This is a genomic window from Mycobacterium mantenii (assembly GCF_010731775.1).
Lineage (GTDB): Bacteria > Actinomycetota > Actinomycetes > Mycobacteriales > Mycobacteriaceae > Mycobacterium > Mycobacterium mantenii.
Genome location: NZ_AP022590.1, coordinates 4,149,371 through 4,172,619, shown reverse-complemented (window position 1 = coordinate 4,172,619; position 23,249 = coordinate 4,149,371). Strand labels below are relative to the sequence as shown.

The window sequence follows — 23,249 nt, the reverse complement described above, 5'->3', positions numbered from 1 at the left end:
TTCAGGTCGACGCTACCGCGGATCGATAGTCGGCGGTTATCGATCGTGAGCGAATCGATATTGGACGGACGAGATGGCCGCCCGGCAGGGTGGCATCGGCAGCAGAAGGGGAAGGAGTGCGGAGATGAGGTCTGACGCGATCGACAGCGGCGCGGGGTCGACGGAATCCGAGAGCCCGCGCATCGCCGATCTGGTCGAGGCGGCGGCTCGCCGGTCGCCGGAGGCACGGGCGCTGGTCGTCACCGCCGAGCGCATACCGGTCAGCTACCGCGAGGTGATCGTATTGGTCGACGATCTGGCCGCACGGCTGAAGGCCGGAGGCCTGCTGCCGGGCGACCGGGTCGCGCTGCGCGCCGGCAGCAATGCCGAATTCGTCGTCGGGCTGCTGGCGGCGTCGCGAGCGGATCTCGTTGCGGTTCCGCTGGATCCGGCTTTGCCGATCGCCGAGCAGTATGCCCGCAGCGAGGCGGTGGGGGCTCGGGCGGTGCTCGTCGACCAATCCGGCGACGCGGACAGCGACGCGACCGCGCCGGGCGGCCCGCCGCGGTGGCCGATCGCGGTGACCCTACGGTCTGGCGGGACCGCCCCGGCGGTCAGCCTGAATCTGACTGCGGCACCCCGCACCGATGTGTCGACACCGGAGGGGCTGCGCGACGACGACGCCATGATCATGTTCACCGGCGGAACCACCGGTGTGCCCAAGATGGTCCCCTGGACGCGCCACAACATGGCCAGCTCGGTGGCCGCGATCATCGCCGGGTACGGGCTGGGCCCGCGCGATGCGACGGTGGCGGTGATGCCGCTCTACCACGGGCACGGTCTGCTCGCCGCGCTGCTGGGCACCCTGGCGTCCGGGGGAGCGGTGTTGCTGCCCGCGCGCGGCAAATTCTCGGCGCACACGTTCTGGGACGACATCGGGGCCGTCGGCGCCACCTGGTACACCGCCGTCCCGACGATTCACCAGATCTTGTTGGAACGCGCCCGAACCGAGCACCCGGGCGGCACGCCGAGCCTGCGATTCATCCGCAGTTGCAGCGCGCCGCTGACCGCCGAAACGGCTCAGGCACTGCACGACACGTTCTCGGCGCCGGTGGTGTGCGCATTCGGGATGACCGAGTCGACTCACCAGGTGGCGACGACGGCCATCGGCGGTGCTGGCGGCAGCGAAAAACCTGGCGCCACACCGGGTCTCGTCGGCCGGTCGACCGGGCCGGAAATCCGGATCGTCGGGTCCGACGGGCATACGCTGCCCGCGGAGACCGTCGGGGAGGTCTGGCTGCACGGCCCCACCGTGGTGCGCGGCTACCTCGGCGACCCGTCCATCACCGCTGCCAACTTCACCCAGGGTTGGTTGCACACCGGCGATTTGGGAACCTTGTCGCCGTCCGGTGATCTCGTCATCCGCGGCCGGATCAAGGAGCTCATCAACCGGGGCGGGGAGAAGATCTCGCCGGAACGTGTCGAGGGTGTGCTGGCCAGCCATCCCGACGTGCTCGAGGTCGGCGTGTTCGGCATGCCGGACAAGTTGTACGGCGAGACCGTGGCCGCGGTCATCGTCGCCCGCGGCTCCGCCGCACCGACGGCCGACGAACTGACGGCGTTCTGCCGTGACCGGTTGGCGCCCTTCGAGGTGCCTGCCGAGTTCCAGCAGGCCGGCGAGTTGCCGCACACCGCGAAAGGCTCGCTGGACCGCCGCGCGGTGGCCCAGCAGTTCGGCCGCAAGGCGTGAGACTCCGGTGGGCGCCTGCGGTCCTAGACGGTGGTGTTCACCCGCGCGGCCGCGGATTCCGGCATCGGTTCGTAGCGGGCGAACGACCGGGTGAACGAGGCGGCCCCGTGCGCCAGGGACCGCAGGTCGATGGCGTAGCGCGTCAACTCCACCTGGGGCACCTCGGCCTTGACCACGGTGCGCTCGCTGCCCGCGGTGTCGGAGCCGAGGACCCGGCCGCGCCGGCTGGACAGATCACCCATGACCGCCCCGACGAAGTCGTCGGGTACCAGCACCGAGATCTCGTCGATGGGCTCGAGCAGCGCCACCTTGGTCGCCGCGGCCGCCTCCCGCAGCGCTAGCGAGCCCGCCATCTGGAACGCGAAGTCCGACGAGTCGACGCTGTGCGCCTTGCCGTCGAGCAGGGTGACGCGGATGTCGACCACCGGGTAGCCCGCGTGCACGCCCTTCTCCATCTGGGTGCGCACGCCCTTCTCCACGCTCGGAATGAACTGTCGCGGAATGGCTCCGCCGACCACCTTGTCGACGAACTCGAACCCGGCGCCTTCCGGCAGCGGCTCCACCTCGATGTCGCACACCGCGTACTGCCCATGCCCGCCGGACTGTTTGACGTGGCGGCCATGGCCTTTGGCCTTGCCGCCGAACGTTTCTCGCAGCGGGACCCGGAGTTCCACGGTGTCGACGGTGACGCCGTACCGATTGGCCAGCGCGTCGAGCACCACACCGGCGTGGGATTCGCCCATGCACCACAGCACGATCTGGTGTGTTTCGGGGTTCTGCTCGATCCGCAACGTCGGGTCTTCGGCGGCCAACCGTCCCAGTCCCACCGAGAGCTTGTCCTCGTCGGTCTTGGCGTGGGCGGCAATGGCGATCGGCAGCAGGGGCTCGGGCATGGTCCACGGCTTCAAGACCAACGGTTCCGACTTGTCCGAAAGGGTGTCACCCGTTTCGGCGCGGCTCAGTTTGCCGATCGCGCAGATGTCCCCCGCCACCACGGTCGGGGCCGGGCGCTGCTGCTTGCCCAGCGGGAAGGACAGCACCCCGATGCGCTCGTCCTCGTCGTGATCGGGGTGCACATGGCCATTGCCGTTGGTAGCGCCGAAGAACGACGCAAAATGGCCCGACACATGAACCGTCGTGTCGGGCCTGATGGTGCCGGAGAACACCCGGACCAGGCTGACCCTGCCCACGTAGGGGTCCGACGTCGTCTTCACCACCTCCGCGAGCAACGGCGCGTCCACGTCACATGTCAGGGCGGCGTGTGGCGCACCCACGGGCGTAAAGACCTCCGGCAGCGGGTGTTCCCGCGGAGACGGAAACCCGCGGGTGGCGACCTCAAGCAATTCCAGGGTGCCGACGCCGCTGCTGCTGCAGACCGGGATCACCGGAAAGAACGACCCCCGGGCGACTGCCCGCTCCAGATCGGCGATCAGCACGGATTCGTCGATGGCCTCGCCCTCGAGATAGCGATCCATCAGCGACTCGTCCTCGGACTCCTCGATGATTCCTTCGATCAGGGCGCCGCGCGCTTCCTCGATCTGCTCGGCGTCGGAGGGATTCGGTGGCTGCACGGTCCGTTTGCCGTCGCCGTACTCGTAACGCTTCTGCGACAACAGTCCGATCAGGCCGCTGCAGGTGGGCAGGCCGGTGGGCAGGTATAGCGGTAACACCTTGTCGCCGAATGCGTTCTGCGCCGCGGCCAGCGCTTCGGAGTAATTCGCGCGGGTGTGGTCGAGTTTGGTGATGACCACCGCGCGGGGCATGCCGACCTGGTTGCATTCCCGCCACAGCGATTTGGTGGGCTCATCGACGCCCTCGTTGGCCGCGATCACGAACAGCGCGCAATCCGCCGCCCGCAGCCCGGCCCGCAACTCGCCGACGAAGTCGGCGTACCCGGGTGTGTCGACCAGGTTGACCTTCACGCCGTCGTGCGACAGCGACGCCACGGCGACGCCCACGGACCGCTGTTGGCGGATCTCGGCCTCGTCGTAGTCGCAGACGGTGCTGCCGTCGGCGACGGAACCGCTTCGGGTCAACACGCCGGCCGCGACCAACAGGGCTTCTACGAGTGTGGTTTTGCCGCCACCCGACGGGCCCACCAGCACCACGTTGCGAATCTCGTCCGGACCGTTGGCGGTCGGAACGGTCCCCGCTCCTTGGGAAGTATTCGTCCTGTCGGCCATGACTTTCCTCCAGGTTGCCCGGGCGCACCGTTGCTGACCTAGCAAGCACCTATCTAGCTACCATTCACCCAACCTCGGTAGACCACAAGACCGTCGGGCCAGATCGGGTGCCCACGTCCGCCGCAAGCGCCGGCGGCCACCGGTTAGTGATGCCAGCTGGACCACCGCTGCACGGCTACCTCGATGACCGGGCCGTCCAACGAAACCGATTGGTACTGAGGGTATTTCGTGCGCAGCAGGTGATATCCCAGATCAACGGCGGCCCCGTCGGTGTGGACCGTGGCGACACCGTCGACGCGCACCCACCACAGCTGGGTCCAGTCGTCGGCGTAGTGATCGACGAGCAGGCTGACTCGGGGGTTGCTGTCGATGTTGGCCAACCGGCGCAGCCGCCGCGTCGCCTTCGGTTTCGCGTCGACGGCCGTGTACACCAGGTCGGATCCGCCTCGGGGCTCGGTGGCGACCGCGAAGACCACCGGCACCAGGTGGGGTTGGCCGCCGGGCGTGACCGTGGCCAGTCGGGCTACGGGGGATCGGGTGAAGCAGGCCTGGGGGTTGAATTCGCCCACCGTGTCAGCTTAGGACGCGGCAACCACAGGCGCCGGAGCCGATGAGGTTGATCAGAACCTGACACATGCCGTGCATAGCTACCTGCATTACGGTTATATACACACAAATGTGCCGCCAAGAGCCTGAGGCCGGGACAGTTAGTTCGCTACCGCGAAGCAGGAGGGTGACACCGATGAGCAAACCGCACCACCGCTCGGCCTGGTGGTCATGGGCGGTCAGCGTGCTGACCGTGGTCGGACTGGGCCTCGGCCTGGGATCCGGTGTAGGCCTCGCGCCGGCCTCGGCGTCGCCCTCGACTCTGGCCCTGGACCGGTTCACCGACCGTCCCCAGGCGCCGCTGGATCCGTCGGCGATGGTCGGTCAGGTCGGGCCGCAGGTGGTCAACATCGACACCAAATTCGGCTACAACAACGCGGTGGGCGCCGGAACCGGCATCGTGATCGATCCCAACGGCGTCGTGCTGACCAACAACCACGTGATCTCCGGGGCCACCGACATCAGCGCGTTCGACGTCGGCAACGGGCAGACCTACGCCGTTGACGTGGTGGGCTACGACCGCACGCAGGACATCGCGGTGCTGCAGCTCCGCGGGGCGGCCGGCCTGCCCACGGCCGCGATCGGCGGCGAAGCCACGGTCGGCGAGCCCATCGTCGCGCTCGGAAACGTCGGCGGCCAGGGCGGCACCCCCAACGCGGTGACCGGCAAGGTCGTCGCGCTCAACCAGAGCGTCTCGGCAACCGACACGCTGACCGGCGCGCAAGAGAGCCTGGGCGGCCTGATTCAGGCGGACGCCCCGATCAAGCCGGGTGACTCCGGCGGGCCGATGGTGAACAACGCCGGTCAGGTGATCGGCGTGGACACCGCCGCCACCGACAGCTACAAGATGTCCGGCGGGCAGGGCTTCGCCATTCCCATCGGACGCGCGATGGGGGTCGCCGGGCAGATCCGGTCCGGCGCCGGGTCGAACACGGTGCACATCGGTCCCACCGGCTTCCTCGGCCTGGGTGTGGCGGACACCAACGGCAACGGCGCGCGGGTGCAACGGGTGGTCAGCACCGGTCCCGCCGGGGCGGCCGGCATCGCGCCCGGCGACGTGATCACCGGCGTCGACAACGTCGCCATCGACGGGGCGACCTCCATGACCGAGGTGCTCGTCCCGCATCACCCGGGAGACACCATCGCGGTGCATTACCGGTCCAACGAGGGCGGCGAGCGCACCGCGAACATCACACTGGCGGAGGGACCGCCGGCCTGATATCCGCGCCGGCGAGACTCGATTGGTGGCCAATTCGTTTGCTGCCGGGCGTGTTTCGGCGTAAGCGCGGGGGCGTGATTCCGAAAGTCGCGCCCAGGGTACCCGTGGCATCGTGGATTTGATGAACGACGCAAGAGAAGCTGTCGAGCACCATCCCGAGGGCGGCAGTCACGTCCAGGACGGGGTCGTCGAGCACCCCGACGCCGAGGACTTCAACAACGCCGCCGCGCTGCCCACCGACCCGACGTGGTTCAAGCATGCGGTGTTCTACGAGGTGCTGGTTCGGGCATTTTTCGACGCCAACGCCGACGGCGCCGGCGACCTGCGTGGGCTGTTGGGGCGCCTCGACTATTTGCAATGGCTGGGCATCGACTGCATATGGCTGCCGCCGTTTTACGACTCGCCCCTGCGCGATGGCGGGTACGACATCCGGGACTTCTACAAGGTGCTGCCCGAGTTCGGCACGGTCGAGGATTTCGTCGCCTTGCTCAACGCCGCGCACGAGCGGGGCATCCGGGTCATCACCGACCTGGTGATGAACCACACATCGGATTCACACCCCTGGTTTCAGGAGTCGCGGCATGACCCCGACGGCCCGTACGGCGACTTCTACGTGTGGAGCGACACCAGCGAGAAGTACACCGACGCCCGGATCATCTTCATCGACACCGAGGAATCGAACTGGACCTTCGACCCGGTGCGCAAGCAGTTCTACTGGCACCGGTTCTTCTCCCATCAGCCCGACCTGAACTATGACAACCCGGCCGTGCAGGAAGCCATGATCGACGTGCTCCGCTTCTGGCTCGAGCTGGGCATCGACGGTTTCCGGCTGGACGCGGTGCCCTACCTGTTCGAGCGGGAGGGAACCAACTGCGAGAACCTGCCCGAGACGCACGCCTTCCTCAAGCGCGTACGCAAGGTCATCGACGACGAATTCCCCGGCCGGGTGCTGCTGGCCGAGGCCAACCAGTGGCCGGCCGACGTCGTCGAGTACTTCGGCGAGGCGACCACCGGCGGCGACGAATGCCACATGGCGTTTCACTTCCCGCTGATGCCGCGCATCTTCATGGCGGTGCGCCGGGAATCACGTTTTCCGATATCGGAGATCCTGGCCCAGACGCCCGAGATCCCGGACATGGCGCAGTGGGGGATCTTTCTGCGTAACCACGACGAGTTGACGCTGGAAATGGTCACCGACGAAGAGCGCGACTACATGTACTCCGAGTACGCGAAGGATCCGCGGATGAAGGCCAACGTCGGCATCCGCCGCCGGCTGGCGCCGCTACTGGACAACGACCGCAACCAGATCGAGCTGTTCACCGCGCTGCTGCTGTCGCTGCCCGGTTCGCCGGTCCTGTATTACGGCGACGAGATCGGCATGGGCGACGTGATCTGGCTGGGTGACCGCGACGGGGTGCGCACCCCGATGCAGTGGACACCGGACCGCAACGCGGGCTTTTCCAAGGCCAACCCGGGCCGGCTCTACCTGCCGCCCAGCCAGGACTCCGTCTATGGCTATCAAGCGGTCAACGTGGAGGCACAACGTGACACCTCCACCTCGCTGCTCAACTTCACCAGGACGATGCTGGCCGTGCGGCGCCGGCACGAGGCCTTCGCGATCGGGACTTTCGAAGAGTTGGGCGGCTCGAACCCGTCGGTACTGGCATTCGTGCGGCAATCATCCGACGGCGATCACACCGTGCTGTGCGTCAACAACCTGTCGCGTTTTCCCCAACCGATTGAACTGAATCTGCAGCATTGGAGCGGTTGCACGCCGGTCGAGCTGACCGGGCAGGTGGAGTTCCCGCGCATCGGACACCTGCCCTATCTGCTCACACTGCCCGGACACGGGTTCTACTGGTTCCAGCTGACCGGATGCGAGGAGGACACATGACAACGACCCAACCGGCCAGGCTGCCCTGGTCGGACTGGCTTCCGCAGCAACGTTGGTACGCCGGACGCAACCGTGAACTGTCCAGTGCCGAGGCGAGCGTGGTCGTCCCGCTCGACGACGATCTTGACCTGGTGCTCGTCGACGCCGACTACGCTGACGGCTCCCGGCACCGCTACCAGGTGATCGTCCGGTGGGATGCCGCTCTGTTCTCCGAGTACAGCAGCGTCGCCACCATCGGTTCGGTCGACGACCGGACGGGCTTCGACGCGATGTATGACGCCGATGCGCCGCAGTTTCTGCTCTCCTTGATCGACTCGTCCGCCACACGCAGCGCGTCGGGTGTCGAGGTGAAATTCGCCAAGGAGCCGGACGCGGAGCTTCCGCTGGAGGCGATGGCGCACGTGTCCGACGCCGAGCAGTCCAACACCAGCGTCATCTTCGACCGGGACGCCATCTTCAAGGTGTTCCGCCGGGTAAGCAGCGGCATCAACCCCGACATCGAACTGAACCGGGTGCTGGGCCGGGCCGGCAACCCGCACGTGGCGCGGCTGCTGGGGACCTACGAGATGACGGGTTCCGACGGTAGTGCCGACGCGGCGTGGCCGTTGGGCATGGTGACCGAGTTCGCCGCCAATGCCGCAGAAGGCTGGGCGATGGCCACGGCTAGCGTGCGTGACCTGTTCGCCGAAGGCGACCTGTACGCGTACGAGGTCGGCGGCGACTTCGCCGGTGAGTCCTACCGCCTCGGCGAGGCCGTGGCCTCGGTGCACGCGACCTTGGCGGAGACCCTCGGAACCTCCCAGGCCGCATTCCCGGTGGACAACGTGCTGGCGCGGCTGTCGTCGACCGTGGCCCTGGTTCCCGAGCTCAAGGAGCACGCGGCGACGATCGAAGAGCGCTTCGGAAAGTTGGTCGCCGACACTATCACCGTGCAGCGCGTCCACGGCGATCTTCATCTGGGCCAGGTGCTGCGCACGCCGGAGCGCTGGCTGCTGATCGATTTCGAGGGCGAACCGGGACAGCCCCTCGAGGAGCGCCGCGCTCCCGATTCGCCGTTGCGCGACGTGGCCGGCGTGCTGCGGTCGTTCGAATACGCCGCGTACGGCCCGCTGGTCGACCAGGCGGACGACAAGCAGTTGGCGGCCCGCGCCCGCGAGTGGGTGGAGCGCAACCGCACCGCGTTCTGCGACGGCTACGCGGCCGCCTCCGGGATCGACCCGCGTGATTCCGCGCACTTGCTGGCCGCCTACGAGCTTGACAAGGCCGTCTATGAGGCCGGCTACGAGGCGCGGCACCGGCCGGGCTGGCTGCCGATTCCGTTGCGCTCCATCGCTCGTCTCACCGCCGCCTAGCGGGTCGCCGCCATCGGGGCCGAGCTCACGTCCGCTGCGCGTGCTGCGGACGTCTGACAGCATGTGCGGTGTGCCAAGTGAGATAAACAACAGCGAGTCGCGGTTGTCGTGGGTGCTGGCGGCGCTCGCGGGCGTGCTGGGGGCCACCGCGTTCACCCACTCCGCCGGCTACTTCGTGACGTTCATGACCGGCAACGCCCAGCGCGCGGTGCTCGGGTATTTCCGCGGCGACGTGCTGCTGTCGGTGACGGCTGGGGTGTTGATCGTTTGCTTCGTCGCGGGCGTGGTGGTCGCCTCGGTCTGCCGGCGGCATTTCTGGGTGGCGCACCCGCACGGCCCGACGGTGCTGACGACGTTCAGCCTGGCGGCCGCCACCGTCGCCGACGTCATCGACGAGGGCTGGGAAGAGAATCTGCTCGACTTCGCGCCAATCATGCTGGTGGCCTTCGGGATTGGCGCCTTAAACACGTCGTTCGTCAAGGACGGCGAGGTGTCGGTCCCGCTGAGCTATGTGACCGGCACGCTGGTGAAGATGGGCCAGGGGATCGAACGCCACATCGCCGGCGGCTCGGCGGCCGACTGGCTGGGCTACTTCCTGCTGTTCGCCGGCTTCGCGGCGGGCGCAACGGTGGGCGGGTTCATCAGCACGCTGGTCAACGGGACATGGATGCTGGTGGTGGCCACCGTCGTGTGCGCATGCACCACCGGCTACACGTACTTCCACTCCGACCGCCGGGCCCTGCTCAACGAGGCGTGAAAAACAGCATCGGCAGTAGCGCTGACCGGTGCGCTACTGCCGATGCCGGCTTGCGGGCTCAGGTCGCGGGCTGGGTAGCCGCGGGTGGGCTAACCGGTGCGGCGTTGACCGTGTTGAGGGTTTGCAGCATGTCGGGCTTCATCGCGAGCAACTGCTGGTTCCAGTAGGGCCACGAGTGCGTCCCGTTGGCCGGGAAGTTGAACACACCGTTGCGTCCGCCCGCGGCCACGTAATTGTTCTGGAATTGCTCGTTGGTGCGCAGCGTCATGCCCTCCAGGAATTTCGCCGGCATGTTGTCGCCGCCGAGGTCGCTGGGCGTGCCGTTACCGCAGTAGACCCAGATGCGGGTGTTGTTGGCGACCAGCCGCGGAATCTGGACCATCGGGTCGTTTCGCTTCCACGCCGGGTCGCTGGACGGACCCCACATGCTGTTGGCGTTGTACCCGCCCGCATCGTTCATCGCCAGGCCGATCAGGGTGGGCCACCAGCCCTCGGAGGGGTTGAGGAAGCCCGAGAGCGCGGCGGCGTACGGGAACTGCTGCGGGTAGTAGGCCGCCAGGATCAGTGCGGAGCCGCCCGACATCGAGAGCCCCACCGCGGCGTTGCCGGAGGGGGAAACCTGCTTGTTGGCCTGCATCCACAGCGGCATTTCCTGGGTCAGGAACGTCTCCCACTTGTAGGTGTAGTTCTGTCCGTTACCCGAGGACGGCTGGTACCAGTTGCTGTAGAAGCTGGACTGGCCGCCGACGGGCATGATCACCGACAGGCCGGACTGGTAGAACTCCTCGAAGGCGGGGGTGTTGATGTCCCAGCCGTTGTAATCGTCCTGCGCGCGCAGGCCGTCGAGCAGGTACACGGCGTGCGATCCGCCGCCCTGGAACTGGACCTTGATGTTCCGCCCCATCGACGGCGACGGCACCTCGAGGTATTCCACCGGAAGCCCCGGCTTGGAGAAGGCCCCCGCGATGGGGGAGCCGCCGGAGGCGACGGCGACACCGGACAGCAGGGAGGCCCCCATAGCCGCGATCGCCAGTCGGCGCGGCATCGTAGCCGCTGCGCCACGCAACTTTTCGAAGAACGACATAGCTCTCTACCCATCCCAACTTTCATCTGCCGCATGGTGCGGTCGAATCTGTTCTCGGGGAGTGAAACACAGCGAGAGGGTCGAATTCGGTTGTCGCGGCCGGGATGACAGATCGCGGTTAGCTAACGATTGAGCGTCGCCCAGAAATCGTCACAACCGGGTCACGATCGGCTCTCGGAACCGTGCTGACATCTTGCGAAGCGTCAGCTCATGCGCTATCGCACCGGCAGCGGTCTAGGCGACCAGGCGGCGCAAAAGCGTTGATGCCGTGATGATTCCGAGCACGGCGGCCACCACCAGCACCACGATGTCTGCCGGATTGAAGGGGGTGCCGATCAGCAGCGCCCGCAGCGCGTTCACCTCGTAACTCAGTGGATTGACCTTGCTCAGCACGTGCAGCCACGCTGGCATCACGTCGACCGGGTACAGCGCGTTGGACGCGAAGAACAGCGGCATGGTGATGGCCTGTCCGATCCCCATCAGGCGATCGCGGCTGCGCACCAGACCGGCCAGGGTCATCGACAGGCAGGCGAAGAACGCGGCGCCGAGCATGACGATGGCCATCGCAGCCACGATTCGCAGTGGGTTGACCGTCAGGCCGACGCCCATCACGTATGCCAGCGCGAGCACGCCGACCACCTGGGCCCCCGAGCGGACTCCCGCGGCAAAGGCCTTGCCGGTGATCAGCGCCGACGCCGGGGCGGGCGTCACCATAAGTTTGGCCAGGACGCCGGCGTCGCGGTCCCAAATGATCTGTATGCCATAGAAAATGGAGATGAACAGCGCCGACTGGGCGATGATCCCCGGCGCAAGAAACGCCAGATACGACACCGATCCGGTGGGGATGACGTGCAGGTGGCTGAACGTGGTCCCGAAGATCAACAGCCACAGCGCGGGCTGCACCATCCGGGTGACCAGTTCGGTCCGGTCGTGTTGCAATTTTTGCAGTTCGACGATCGCGAATGCCCCGATGCGACTGGACAGCGCGCCGACTCGCTGCCAGCCGCGCGGGGCGCGAATCAGCATTCCTGCCATGGCGTTATCAACCGACACGGCGCGCCACCCTTCTGCTGGACCGGATTTCGCGAAGGGACCCGTTGGTCTCCGACGATTCATCTTCTTCGTCGAGACCCGATGCCGCGTAGTGGCGAAACACATCCTCGAGCGTGGCCGACGGCGACACTGTCGCCTTCAACTTGCCGGGGGTTCCGACGGCCCGCAATTGGCCGCGGTGCATCAGCGCAACACGGTCGCACAGCGCGTCGGCTTCCTCCATGTAGTGGGTGGTCAGCAGCACGGTCATGCCGAACTGGGCCTGCATCTTTTGCACCTGCGCCCACACGCCGTCACGCGCGATGGGATCCAGGCCGACGGTTGGTTCGTCGAGCACCAACAGCGACGGCCGGTTGACCAGCGCCTGCGCCACCTCGAGGCGGCGGACCATGCCGCCGGAGTAGGACGACGCCAGCCGGTCGGCCACGTCGATGAGATCCATGGCGACCAGCGCCTGATCGACGCGGTCGGCGCGCTCGGCGCGGGGCACGCCGTACAACCGCGCGAACCACTGGACATTCTGCCGGCCGGTCAATGCGGGCTCGATCGAAAGCTGTTGCGGCACATAGCCGATGTTGCTTCTGATGTCGGTTGTTTGGCGACGGGCGTCCATTCCGAAGATGCGCAGTTCGCCGTGTTGCACCGGGGTCAAGGTGGTCAGCATCCGGACCATGGTCGTCTTGCCGGCGCCATTGGGCCCCAGCAAGCCCATGGTCTCGCCGGGCCGCACCTGCAATGTCACATCATCGACCGCGGTGAACCGGCCGTAGCGATAGGTCAGATGGCGGCCGTCGACCGCCATCGGCAGCGATCCGCTCATAATCGCCGCTCCCGCAGTTTTCGGGTCATCGTGTCGAGGACCTCCAATCCCTTTGTCAAAGACTCGATTTGGTCGTCGTCGAGTTCGTCGATCACCTCGGACAACAGCGCTCGCCGGGTGGCACGGGATGAGTCGACGATCTGCTGGGCGGGCTCGGCGAGCCGGAGTTGGCACACCCGGCGATCGGTGTCGCCGGCCGTCCGCAGCAGCAATCCGCAGGACACCAGCTTGGTGACCAGGGTCGAGGCGGTGTTGGGCACCAGCCCCAACTCGGCGGCGGCCGCGCTCACCGAGATCCCGGGTCGCCGGCCGACCAGCCACAACAGCTCGGACTGCGACTCGGAAAGCCGCGACGTATCGAACCCACGACCGGCCGACCTGCGGAGTTGCCGGCGGAACCTGCCGACCACGCCGAACAGCTCGCCGGCAACATCAGTGCGTGATCTCATATGCACCCATAATACCTCTGTAGCCGAGCTATCTATGTGTGGAAGCTGTACGTTCGGTATGTACCCGTTACTTAGGGAGGCGATGCAGCGCGACGTCGCTCAGCTCGCCCGCCTCGACGTGCGCGGTCATGTAGGTGCAGAACGGTTGCCGGCGGCGATCCGTCGGTGACCCGGGATTGAGCAGACGCAACCCGGTCTCGGTGGTGCTGTCCCACGGGATGTGGCTGTGCCCGAACACCAGCACTTGGCTGTCGGGGTAGAGCCGTGACATGCGCGTTTCGCGTCCGGCCGCGGCGCCGGTCTCGTGCACGACCGTGAACCGCACCCCGGCCAGCGTCACGTCCGCGCGCTCGGGCAGTCGCGCCCGCAACGCCGGGCCGTCATTGTTGCCCCAGCAGGCCACCAGCCGGGCGGCGTGGCCTTCGAGCTCGTCGAGCAACTCCGGTGCTATCCAATCGCCTGCGTGGACGACGACGTCGGCGCCGGCCACCTCATCCCACAACTGGGCGGGCAGGTCGCGGGCGCGTTTGGGGATGTGGGTATCGGCAATCAGCAGCAGCCTCACACGCCCATCTTGCGCCCGCGGTTGTCACCTCGCCGACGGAGCCAGGGCCTTTTCGGGCTTGGCGGTCGGCGCGTCCGCGGGCTCACCCAGCAGAAGCGAGCGAACCAGGCGACGCGGACCGAAGGGCCGGAGCATCGAACTGGCCGGGCGTGGCCGCACCCGTTGCGGCCACCAGAACCACCGCCCGAGCAGCGCCGCGATCGACGGCGTCATCAACGAGCGCACGATCAGCGTGTCGAACAGCAGGCCAAGACCGATCGTGCTGCCGGCCTGGCCGATCGAGCGCAGGTCGCTGGCGACCATCGACATCATCGTGAAGGCGAACACCAGGCCCGCCGAGGTGACCACCCCACCGGTCTCGCCCATCGAGCGGACGATGCCGGTTTTCAGCCCCGCCCCGATCTCCTCCTGGAACCGCGACACCAGCAGCAGGTTGTAGTCGGACCCGACGGCCAGCAGGATGATCAACCCGAAAACCGGTGCGATCCAGTTCAGTTCGAGGCCAAACAGGTGTTGCCAGACCAAAACCGACAGGCCGAAGGCGGCACCCAGTGACAGCAGCACCGTGCCGACGATCGCCAGGGATGCGACCAGCGCACGGGTGATGATCAGCATGACGACGAAGATCAGCGTCAGCGCCGCGAGTCCCACGATCAGCAGGTCGTAATGGGAGCCCGCTTGGATGTCGCGATAGATGGCCGCGGTGCCGGCGAGGTAGAACTTGGCGCCGGTCAGGGTCGTCCCCTTGACCGCTTGATGCGCGGCGGTCAGTTCCGGCATCACCGCGGAGATGCCCGGCGGCGTCGCCGGGTCCGCGTCATGGGTGATGATGAAGCGCGCAGCCTGACCGTCCGGCGACAGGAACAGCTTCAGACCGCGCTGAAAGTCGGGATTCTGGAACGCTTCTGGCGGCAGGTAGAAGTAGTCGCCACCGCGCGAGGCGTCGAAGGCCTGGCCCATCGCGCTGGCCGTGTCGGTCATCTGGGACATTTGCGTTATCAGACCGGAGAAGCTGCTGTGCATGGTGAGCAGCGTCCCCTGCATGGATCTGGCGACGGCGATGATCGGCGGGAACTCGGCGAGCATCTGGGGCAATATCGCGTCGACGTCGTTCACGTCCTTGATCAGCGTGCTCATGTTCTCGCTGAACTTGTCCACACCGTCGATCGCCTCGAACACCGACCTCGACGCCCAGCACACCGGGATGTTGAAGCAGTGCTGCTCCCAATACAGGTAGTTGCGGAACGGCCGCGCGAAGTCATCGAAATCCGCCAGGTGGTCCCGCATCTCGTCCAGTGTGGCTTGCATCTCGTGCATGTCGCCGACCATGCGATGGGTCGCGCCGCTCATCTGCCCGAGCAGGCCCTGCATCCGCTGCATCGAGGTGATCATGGCGCCGAGGTCGTCGCTCATCTTGAGCATGTCGTCCGAGCGGTCCTTCATGAACTGAATGTTCTGCCGGATCGGAATCGATTGAGCACTGATCTGGAACGGTATGGACGTGTGCTCGATCGGGCCACCCAGCGGCCGGGTGATGCTCTGCACCATTGCGATTCCGGGCGAATTGAAGACGTTCTTGGCGATCCGATCCAGGATGATCATGTCGCCGCTGTTGCGCATGTCGTGATCGGCTTCGATCATGAGGATGTCGGGATTCATTGTGGCGGCGCTGAAATGGCGCTCGGCGGCCGCATAACCGACGTTCGACGGCAGGTTGTGGGGTATGTAGAAGCGGTCGTTGTAGCTGACCTTCATGCTCGGCATGATCAGGATGCCGACGATCGCGATGACCAGTGCGGCCGCGAAGACCGGACCGGGCCAGCGGACGGTGGCGGTGCCGATGCGGCGCCACCCGCGCGTCTTGATCATCCGTCTAGGGTCGAGCAATCCGAACCGGGTGGCCACCGCAACGACGGCGGGGGCGGCGGTCATCGCTCCCGCCACGACGACGAGCAATCCCAGGGCGGACGGGATGCCGAGCGCCTTGAAGTACGAGAGGCGCGCCAAGTGCAGGCAGAACGTGGCCCCGGCGATGGTCAACCCGGAGCCCAAAATGATGTGCGCGGTTCCGCGAAACATCGTGTAGTAGGCGGCTTCTCGATCTTCGCCGGCCTGACGCGCCTCCTGGTAACGCCCGATGAGGAAGATCGCGTAATCGGTTCCCGCCGCGATCGCCAGCGACGACAGCATCGCGACGACGAACGTCGAGAACCCCAACAACTCGTTGTTCCCAAGGAGCGCGACAAGCCCTCTGGCCGTGCCCATTTCGAACCCGACCATGACGAGAACCAGAAGCACCGTGCTGATGGATCGATAGGCGATGAACAGCATGATCATGATGACCACTCCCGTGACGCCCATCATTTTGAACATGCTCTTGTCGGCGGCCTCGTTCATGTCCGTGTTCAGCGGGGCCGGACCGGTGACGTAGACCCTGAGCCCTTTGGGGGGCTCGGACTTGTCGACGATCTTGCGCACCGCGTCGACGGACTTGTTGCCCAGGGTGCTGCCCTGGTTGCCGGCCAGGTTGAGTTGGACGTAAGCGGCTTTGCCGTCGCGGCTCTGGACACCGGCGGCGGTAAGTGGATCTCCCCACACGTTCTGAACGTGCTGCACGTGCTTGGTGTCGGCCTGTAGCTTGCTTACCAAGCCGTCGTAGTAGCGGCGCGCCTCGTCACCGAGCGGACTGCTGCTCTCCAGGACGATCATCGCGATGCTGTCGGAGTCCGACTCGCGGAACGTTGAGCCGATGCGCTTGGCGGCGATCATCGCCGGTGCGTCTTGCGGTGACATCGTCACCGCGTGGTTACGCGCGACCGACTCGATCGGCGGCACAAGCACATTGAGGGCGACGGTCAGTAGTAACCATGCGATGATGATGGGCCACGCGAACCTGCGGACGAACCGCATGAACCTCGGACGGGCGTCGGTGCCGGTGCTCATCCGGCTTTGACCAGACAGGAAGTTTGGGCGTGACGCCCGGCCGTGGAACGCTCGTCCTTGACCTCGCCGTTGACGGTGATGCGGCACCCGATGTCGTCGCTGTTGCCTTGTGCCACCAAGCTGGCGATCACGGCCGGCACGGTTGTGGTGACCGTGAAGGTCCAGGGCAGGGTGGTGAAGTCCGCTTGTTCCGGCTGCGCATTCTTGTCGAGGTAACTCACGCTTCCGGCAGTGCCGCTGGGTCCGTAGACCTCGTAGGTCACGCGCTTGACATGCGAGGGCTCAAGGGGTTCGGCGCTGCTGCCGGTCGCGGTGAAGATCGCGTCGGATCCGAAAACACCGCGGAGCCGGTCGACGGCAATACCGCCGAGGGCAACCGCCACCACGACGACGACCGGCACCCAAGCCCGTTTGAGAAACGTGGACATTGAGTTTCCTTTCCCTCGTGACCTGGTCTTTCTGGTTCGGAGTCTCGACCCGCACCGGCGGAGCCAATAGGGCCATTTGGCCCCCGCCTTTGGGGCGGCAGACATACATTGCGGGTATCGCGTGCCGCGTACCCGGGGGCCGTGGCGTGAACCGCAGCTCAATTTTTACCATACCCCAGGGGGTATCGGTCAAGCGGCGGCATATACCCCGCCGGGTATGGTATGAAGGAGTCATGGCAAACGAAGTACGCGGCGGTGCGCCGATTGACGGCGGCATCGCCGGGCATAACCAAGGTGACATCGATGCGGTCCTTGCCCGGTTGCGTCGGGCACAGGGTCAGCTCGGGGGCGTCATCTCGATGATCGAGCAGGGGCGCAGCTGCAAAGACGTCGTCACCCAGCTGGCAGCGGTATCGAAGGCCCTGGATCGCGCGGGATTCAAGATCATCGCGTCCGGCCTGCGGGACTGCATCACGTCATCAGAAGACGGGCCGGCCGGTGTGCCACCGGTGTCGATGGATGAGCTGGAAAAGCTGTTCCTGAGCCTGGCCTGACCGCCCGGCTGCTAGGAGAAGAGGAAAGGTAGATGTCTCCCACCCAACGTGATCAGACCGAACCGAAGGTGACGCTGTGGCTGGACCCGGTGTGTCCATTCTCGTGGAACACCGCTCGTTGGCTGCGCGCCGTCGCCGAGCGGACGGGAATGGCCATCGACTGGCGACTGATGAGCCTGGCGGTCCTCAACGAGGGACGGGAACTACCGCCCCCGCAGCAGGCCCGGATGCGTGACTCGCAACAAATCGGCCGACTGATGGCCGCCATCGCCCGCGACGGGGGCGCCGACGGATGGACCGCCGCCTATTTCGCCTTCGGCGAGCGATATTTCGACCATTCCGAGCCCGTCGATGCCAAACTCATCGCGCACGTCTTGATGACGGTGGGGGTCGGCGGCGGCGCAGCGGCCGCGGTCTCGGATGAATCGTTGGACGCGTGGATCCGGCATCAGCATCAGGCTGCGCAAGACACGCTGGGTGAGACGGGCGGCAGCCCGATTCTGCGGATCGGCGGACACACGTTTTTCGGGCCGGTCCTGACCGGTGTACCGGCCGAGGAGGACGCCGCCGCAGTGTTCGATGCGGTCGCCACCCTTGCTGCAACCCCGCAGTTCACCCAGTTGCAACGGCCACGCACCGCGGCCTAGCCCTTTCGGGGCCCTTTCGGGCTATTCCGGGGTAGTTCAACGCTGAAATGAGGAACAGATGACATCAGGATTGACCACCACACTTCACACCTCGTTCGAGGACGCGGTGGACCGGACGACAAAGGCACTGGCCGAGCAGGGATTCGGCGTTTTGACCACAATCGACGTGAAAGCCACGCTGAAGCAAAAGCTCGGCGAGGATATGGAGAACTATCTCATCCTGGGTGCCTGCAACCCGGTGCTGGCGCATCGCGCGCTGGGCATCCACCGCCAGATCGGCCAGCTATTGCCGTGCAACGTGGTGGTGCGTTCAGACCCCGCCGGCGACGGCGATGCGGTACTGGTCGAGGCGATGGATCCCCAAGTCATGGTCAAAGTGACCGAGGAGGCGGGGGCGTTGCAGGACGTCGCGGACCAGGCCACCGCCAAGCTGCAGGCGGCGATCAGCGCGTTAGGCTAGCCCGCTGCCGCACCCCCGGCGTGGCCTGGACATCGCGCGCGCGGCGCCCTGTCCACCTGAAAGGTGTTGACCTGTCCATGCTTTCAGGGCTGGTGTTGGCGAAGTTGACCGCACCTGCGATGGTGGTCGCGCTGTCGCCCGTGCCCATGGTGGTGTCGTTGGTGCTGCTCGTTCACCATGAGCGGCCGTATGTGTCCAGCGTCGCTTACGTCGCCGGCAGGCTGGTTTCACTTGGTGCGCTCACGACCGCGTCTATGCACGTTCCGCGTTTGTTTGACGTGCTGCTCAGCCCGGGTCCCTCGTGGGCCGATCGGGCGGTCATGGTTGTGGGTGCGGGCGTCGTAGCTCTGGGGGTTCGGCTGTGGTGGCGCGGCGCCCGAACGGCTGACCGCTCGCTGCGGGATTCCAAGGCCGGCGGGGTAACTCCGTTGGTGGCGACCAGCATGGGACTGTTTCCGATGCCGGCCAATCCGAAGGTGCCGGCTGCCGGCGCGGCGGTGGGGACGCAGATCGCCTCCGCCCGCTTCACCGGCGCGAGTGCGGTGATCGCCGTCGCTTACTACGCCCTCCTGGCGAATTCGACTGTGGCAGCACCCATCCTGGCCTACTTGGTTGTGGGGCCAGGCATCGAGCAACGACTCGAGCGGCTGAGAGGGTGGATCCAAGATCGGCATCGGGCGATAACGGCCCTGACACTCGTGATCGTGGGTATCGCGGTGGTGCTGTACGGCCTGTCATAAGGCTGCCGCCGGCTCGCCCGGCCCCGGATCAGTCCTGTTCGCTGCGCGCTTCGGCACCGGTTTCTCCGGCGTCGAAGCTGTCATCGGAACCGGCGGCCCCCACGTACGAGCCGTCCTCTTCGCCTGCGGCGGCGCGGGACCGAGTCTGGTGCGTCTCAGCTTCCACGTCGTCCTCGGCTTTGTGGCCCTTGTGCTCTGGCATGGCGGATTCCTTTTCTGTGGACGCGGGTTCCCCGAAGGATTCCCCCGACAGCCCACGCGAAACGGGGGACTGCGCCTGTGCCCGGTCACCGCACCAGGAACTCGAGCAGGGCCGCGTTGAATTCGGCGGGGTGGCTGATGTGGCAGCCGTGCGGTCCGTCGGCGATGATCCCCAGCTCGCTGCCGGGTATCGCCGCGTGCGCACGCCGCGGCGCTCACTCTCAATTTGCCATTGGCAGAGCAGAATTCGGTCATCTGTTGGTCGTAGCAGGCGTCCTGGTCCTTGACGAACGCCGCGGTCGACCGCGCCGCGTCCTTCATGGTGAGCGGCCCGTCCGGGTTGTCGGTCGTCTGTAGCAGGTACGGGGTGACCGACGAGGCGAACACGACGCTGCGCACCCGATCCGCACCGTAGGCCGACAATTAACGCGCGACCTCACCGCCGCCCGGGAGGAGCCGACGAGCGTGATCTCCCGCAGGTCGAGAGCCTCGATGAGGGAGTTCAGATCTTTGGTGAGGTTCTCGTAAATGTACCCGGTGAGGGGCTTGTCGCTGCGCCCGAACCCGCGCCGGTCGTAGCTGACGACCCGGTAGCCGGCCGCGCTCAATGCCGGGATTTGCGCCGACCAGGTGCGGGCCGACAGCGGCCACGGGTGCATGAGCAGCGTGGTGCGCGGTCACATCGGGCATGCGGTGGCCTTCCGTGAGGTTGGAGATTTGTGTCCACCGGCTACTACGCGCGGCGGCCCCGGACAAACTGGGGTGCCGCGGCCGGATCGTCGGGGCACCCGATGCCCGGCGCTATTGTTAGCAGCCGAAACCAAGGAGAAACTGCAATGCGCACCTTCGAATCAGTCACCGAACTCGCCGCGGCCGCGGGCGAGACCCTCGGGCACAGCGATTGGGTCACCGTCACCCAGGAAGACGTCAACCTATTCGCCGATGCGACCGGCGATCACCAGTGGATCCACGTCGACCCGGAGCGGGCCGCGTCGGGTCCGTTCGGCACGACCATCGCCCACGGTTTCATGACCTTGGCGCTGCTGCCGCGGCTGCAGCACCAGATCTACACCGTTAACGGGATCAAGCTCGCAATCAACTACGGCCTCAACAAGGTTCGTTTCCCCGCCCCGGTCCCGGTCGGCTCTCGGGTGCGCGCGCAGAGTTCGTTGGTCAGCGTCGACGACGTGGGTAACGGCGCCGTGCAGGCGACCATCTCGACCACCGTCGAGATCGACGGCTCGGCCAAACCGGCGTGTGTGGCCGAAAGCGTGGTTCGTTTCGTCGCCTGACGCGGCGCCTCTAGAACTCGGCGACCGCGTGTTCCAGCCGCTCGGCCAGTCGTGCCTCTGCTTCGGCGCGCCGGGTCGGGATATGGGCTGAGGGGAAAGGCGTTGTCACCGGCTCGTATTCGCGCAGGGTCCGGCGGGCGACGGTCATCTTGTGCAGCTCGGTGGCCCCGTCCGCGATGCCCAGCGACTCGGCGGCCACCAGCATCTTGACGAACGGCATCTCATCGGAGACGCCGAGCGCGCCGTGCAGGTGCATGGCCCGCTGCGCGACGTCGTGCAGCACCTGGGGCATCGCGACTTTCACGGCCGCGATGTCGCGGCGCACCTTCTGGTAGTCGTGGTGCTTGTCGATTAACCACGCGGTCCGCAGCACCAGGAGCCTGAACTGCTCGATCTGGATCCAGCTGTCGGCGATCTTCTCCTGCGTCATCTGGAAGTCGGAGAGGTGGCCGTGCCTGGTCTTGCGTGACACGGCGCGTTCGCACATCATGTCGAAAGCCTTGCGTGCCAAGGCGATCGTGCGCATCGCGTGGTGGATGCGGCCGCCGCCGAGGCGGGTCTGCGCGATCATGAACGCCGCACCTTCACCACCCAGCACGTGATCAGCCGGCACCCGGACGTCGTTGTAACGGACGTACCCGTGCGAACCGTGCTTCGACTCGCCTCCCACCCCGACGTTGCGGAGGATCTCGATCCCCGGCGTCTCGCCCGGGACGATGAACAGCGACATCTTGTCGTACGTGCGTGCATCGGGCTTGGTCACCGCCATGACGATGAAGAACGACGCGTGCCTGGCGTTGCTGGAGAACCACTTCTCCCCGTTGATGACCCAGTCGTCGCCGTCGCGGGTTGCGCTCGTCACGAACATCCCTGGGTCAGAACCACCTTGCGGTTCGGTCATCGAATAGCACGAGGTGATTTCGCCGTCCAGCAGCGGCTGTAGGTAGCGGGCCTTCTGTTCGTCGGTGCCGAACAGGGCGAGGATCTCGGCGTTACCGGAATCCGGTGCCTGACAGCCGAACACCGAAGGCGCCCAACGGGACCGCCCGAGGATCTCGTTGAGAAGTGCGAGCTTGACCTGACCGAAGCCCTGACCGCCGAGCTCGGGGCGCAGGTGGGCGGCCCACAGTCCCTGATCCTTCACTTGCTGCTGCAACGGACGCAGGATCGCCATCATCTCGGCGCTCTTCTTATCGTAAGGGTCGAGCGCGACCAGGTCGAGCGGTTCCAGCTCTTCGACCATGAACTTTTCGACCCAGTCCAGCTTTGCCTGGTATTCGGGGTCTGTTTCGAAGTCCCACACCGTGGCCAACCAATCCCCGGCGCAACGCCGCGCCGGACTCGTTGATGAAGCCACCCCATCCTAGAGCGGAGCGATCGCCTGTGTCCCCAAGGACCTATTCACACTCGCCGCGGGTGTCGATGATCCGCTGGGCGATGTCCACCAGTTTCGTCTGGTTCTCCTGCGAGAGCATCCGCAGCAAGTCGAAGGCCCGCACGTCGTCCACGCCGAAGCGTTCCATGATGATGCCTTTGGCCTGACCGATGCGGTCGCGAGTCGATACCGCCGAATACAGTTGTTCCGCATGGCTTCCGGCCAGGATCGCCGCGGCGGCATGCGCGGCGAACACCGAGCCGATGGTCTCGGCTTCGGTGTCCCACGCGTTGGCTTCGTGACCGAACAGGTTCAGCGCGCCGGCGGTGCGGTCCGCGGTGTACAGCTTGAAGGACATGCTGCTGAGCACCCCGAGCTGCACGGCCGCGGGCGCGTATTTCGGCCAGCGCGGTTCGTTGCGCAGGTCATCGCTGCGCACGATCGTTTGCTGCAGAGCCGCCTCGGCGCAGGGCCCCTCACCGAAATCGTGCTGCAGCTTGTCGAGCTGCGACGCCAGGTCGTCGGTGTCGGCGAGGGATTCGAATTCGCCGCCCTTTTTCACGAGCAGCACCCCGGCGATGTCGGCCCCCGGTATCACCTCGACCGCCGCCGCGGTCACGTCGGCCAGCACCTGCTCGAGGCGGCGCGGGGCGGCCATCCCGCGGACCAGCTCTGCCATCCGTACGGCGAGCTTGTATCGGGATTCTGGGTCTGAAGCGTCCATAAGCCCCCGATTCTGCATGATTTGCCCACCACTCGTAACCCGCGCAGCCCCCTTTAGGGGCATCTGTCGCACGTTCTCAAGGATCCGGCGCCGCGGGTTTGGCCGCAGAGCCCCGGTTACCCGAGGTCGACGACCCGATCGCAAACCCGAGGGAAGCGACATTCGGCGCGCCGT

General features: G+C 66.3%; 22 protein-coding genes and 1 pseudogene. 10 read left to right on the top strand and 13 right to left on the bottom strand.

Translation table 11 applies throughout. The features are described 5' to 3' along the window. Positions 1-124: 124 nt before the first annotated feature. Positions 125-1,729 carry a FadD7 family fatty acid--CoA ligase gene (locus G6N50_RS18895; protein WP_083094665.1) on the top strand — a complete coding sequence of 535 codons (1,605 nt, stop codon included), beginning with the start codon at positions 125-127 and terminating at the stop codon, positions 1,727-1,729. A gap of 23 nt (positions 1,730-1,752) precedes the next feature. Here the strand turns inward: G6N50_RS18895 and G6N50_RS18890 are convergent, their stop codons facing one another. After that, positions 1,753-3,912, bottom strand: a complete 2,160-nt coding sequence (locus tag G6N50_RS18890; protein ID WP_083094664.1) for an elongation factor G-like protein EF-G2 — start codon at positions 3,910-3,912, stop codon at positions 1,753-1,755. 143 nt (positions 3,913-4,055) lie between these two features. Then, on the bottom strand, positions 4,056-4,481 hold the full coding sequence (locus G6N50_RS18885) for a TIGR03668 family PPOX class F420-dependent oxidoreductase (RefSeq protein ID WP_083094663.1): 426 nt from the start codon (positions 4,479-4,481) through the stop codon (positions 4,056-4,058). A gap of 173 nt (positions 4,482-4,654) precedes the next feature. Between G6N50_RS18885 and G6N50_RS18880 the strand changes: the two genes are divergently transcribed. The 4 genes from G6N50_RS18880 to G6N50_RS18865 all read left to right on the top strand — a co-directional run bounded on the left by G6N50_RS18880 (position 4,655) and on the right by G6N50_RS18865 (position 9,740). After that, entirely contained in the window at positions 4,655-5,737 is a 1,083-nt protein-coding gene (locus tag G6N50_RS18880; protein WP_083094662.1) for a S1C family serine protease, read from the top strand. A gap of 121 nt (positions 5,738-5,858) precedes the next feature. Then, positions 5,859-7,631, top strand: coding sequence for a maltose alpha-D-glucosyltransferase (gene treS / locus G6N50_RS18875; protein WP_083094762.1), 1,773 nt, complete (start codon positions 5,859-5,861; stop codon positions 7,629-7,631). After that, positions 7,628-8,983, top strand: coding sequence for a maltokinase N-terminal cap-like domain-containing protein (locus G6N50_RS18870; protein ID WP_083094661.1), 1,356 nt, complete (start codon positions 7,628-7,630; stop codon positions 8,981-8,983). Before treS ends, G6N50_RS18870 begins: the two co-directional genes overlap by 4 nt. 70 nt (positions 8,984-9,053) lie before the next feature. Beyond that, on the top strand, positions 9,054-9,740 hold the full coding sequence (locus G6N50_RS18865) for a YoaK family protein (RefSeq protein ID WP_083094761.1): 687 nt from the start codon (positions 9,054-9,056) through the stop codon (positions 9,738-9,740). 58 nt (positions 9,741-9,798) lie between these two features. On the opposite strand, the gene ag85C is transcribed toward G6N50_RS18865, so the two are convergent. The 7 genes from ag85C to G6N50_RS18830 all read right to left on the bottom strand — a co-directional run bounded on the left by ag85C (position 9,799) and on the right by G6N50_RS18830 (position 17,082). Continuing rightward, positions 9,799-10,824 (bottom strand): diacylglycerol acyltransferase/mycolyltransferase Ag85C, encoded by a 1,026-nt coding sequence (gene ag85C / locus G6N50_RS18860; RefSeq protein WP_083094660.1) that lies wholly within the window; start codon positions 10,822-10,824, stop codon positions 9,799-9,801. A 234-nt stretch (positions 10,825-11,058) separates the two neighbouring features. After that, entirely contained in the window at positions 11,059-11,877 is an 819-nt protein-coding gene (locus tag G6N50_RS18855; protein WP_083094659.1) for an ABC transporter permease, read from the bottom strand. Continuing rightward, positions 11,867-12,697: an ATP-binding cassette domain-containing protein gene (locus G6N50_RS18850; RefSeq protein WP_083094658.1), complete on the bottom strand. Its 831-nt coding sequence runs from the start codon at positions 12,695-12,697 to the stop codon at positions 11,867-11,869. The genes G6N50_RS18855 and G6N50_RS18850 overlap by 11 nt, the downstream gene beginning before the upstream one ends. Beyond that, a complete protein-coding gene (locus G6N50_RS18845) occupies positions 12,694-13,146 on the bottom strand; it encodes a MarR family winged helix-turn-helix transcriptional regulator (protein ID WP_083094657.1) in 453 nt (150 codons plus the stop codon). The genes G6N50_RS18850 and G6N50_RS18845 overlap by 4 nt, the downstream gene beginning before the upstream one ends. Positions 13,147-13,213: 67 nt before the next feature. Beyond that, complete coding sequence (locus G6N50_RS18840) at positions 13,214-13,711, bottom strand: metallophosphoesterase family protein (RefSeq protein WP_083094656.1); 498 nt, start codon at positions 13,709-13,711, stop codon at positions 13,214-13,216. A gap of 24 nt (positions 13,712-13,735) precedes the next feature. Further along, positions 13,736-16,654 (bottom strand): MMPL/RND family transporter, encoded by a 2,919-nt coding sequence (locus G6N50_RS18835; protein ID WP_083094655.1) that lies wholly within the window; start codon positions 16,652-16,654, stop codon positions 13,736-13,738. Continuing rightward, the gene (locus G6N50_RS18830; protein WP_083094654.1) at positions 16,651-17,082 is read right to left on the bottom strand and encodes an MmpS family transport accessory protein; all 432 of its coding nucleotides are present in this window, start codon (positions 17,080-17,082) and stop codon (positions 16,651-16,653) included. The genes G6N50_RS18835 and G6N50_RS18830 overlap by 4 nt, the downstream gene beginning before the upstream one ends. A gap of 233 nt (positions 17,083-17,315) precedes the next feature. On the opposite strand from G6N50_RS18830, the gene G6N50_RS18825 reads away from it, so the two are divergent. The 4 genes from G6N50_RS18825 (at position 17,316) to G6N50_RS18810 (ending at position 19,483) form a co-directional block, all read left to right on the top strand. Further along, positions 17,316-17,636: a metal-sensitive transcriptional regulator gene (locus tag G6N50_RS18825; RefSeq protein ID WP_083094653.1), complete on the top strand. Its 321-nt coding sequence runs from the start codon at positions 17,316-17,318 to the stop codon at positions 17,634-17,636. Between the two features lie 32 nt (positions 17,637-17,668). Then, positions 17,669-18,283 (top strand): mycothiol-dependent nitroreductase Rv2466c family protein, encoded by a 615-nt coding sequence (locus G6N50_RS18820; RefSeq protein ID WP_083094652.1) that lies wholly within the window; start codon positions 17,669-17,671, stop codon positions 18,281-18,283. Between the two features lie 58 nt (positions 18,284-18,341). Next, complete coding sequence (locus tag G6N50_RS18815) at positions 18,342-18,743, top strand: DUF302 domain-containing protein (protein ID WP_067913956.1); 402 nt, start codon at positions 18,342-18,344, stop codon at positions 18,741-18,743. A gap of 77 nt (positions 18,744-18,820) precedes the next feature. Beyond that, positions 18,821-19,483 carry a GAP family protein gene (locus G6N50_RS18810; protein ID WP_083094651.1) on the top strand — a complete coding sequence of 221 codons (663 nt, stop codon included), beginning with the start codon at positions 18,821-18,823 and terminating at the stop codon, positions 19,481-19,483. A gap of 28 nt (positions 19,484-19,511) precedes the next feature. On the opposite strand, the gene G6N50_RS28865 is transcribed toward G6N50_RS18810, so the two are convergent. Continuing rightward, the gene (locus G6N50_RS28865; RefSeq protein ID WP_169926952.1) at positions 19,512-19,685 is read right to left on the bottom strand and encodes a hypothetical protein; all 174 of its coding nucleotides are present in this window, start codon (positions 19,683-19,685) and stop codon (positions 19,512-19,514) included. 85 nt (positions 19,686-19,770) lie between these two features. Continuing rightward, positions 19,771-20,358, bottom strand: a pseudogene (locus tag G6N50_RS29915) (alpha/beta fold hydrolase); the annotation flags it as partial. A gap of 162 nt (positions 20,359-20,520) precedes the next feature. Here G6N50_RS29915 and G6N50_RS18800 point away from each other — a divergent pair. Next, positions 20,521-20,976, top strand: a complete 456-nt coding sequence (locus G6N50_RS18800) for a MaoC family dehydratase (protein WP_007769381.1) — start codon at positions 20,521-20,523, stop codon at positions 20,974-20,976. 10 nt (positions 20,977-20,986) lie between these two features. On the opposite strand, the gene G6N50_RS18795 is transcribed toward G6N50_RS18800, so the two are convergent. Beyond that, on the bottom strand, positions 20,987-22,279 hold the full coding sequence (locus tag G6N50_RS18795) for an acyl-CoA dehydrogenase family protein (protein ID WP_083094760.1): 1,293 nt from the start codon (positions 22,277-22,279) through the stop codon (positions 20,987-20,989). Positions 22,280-22,373: 94 nt separating this feature from the next. Next, the gene (locus G6N50_RS18790) at positions 22,374-23,075 is read right to left on the bottom strand and encodes a GAF and ANTAR domain-containing protein (protein ID WP_083094650.1); all 702 of its coding nucleotides are present in this window, start codon (positions 23,073-23,075) and stop codon (positions 22,374-22,376) included. Positions 23,076-23,249: the final 174 nt, after the last annotated feature.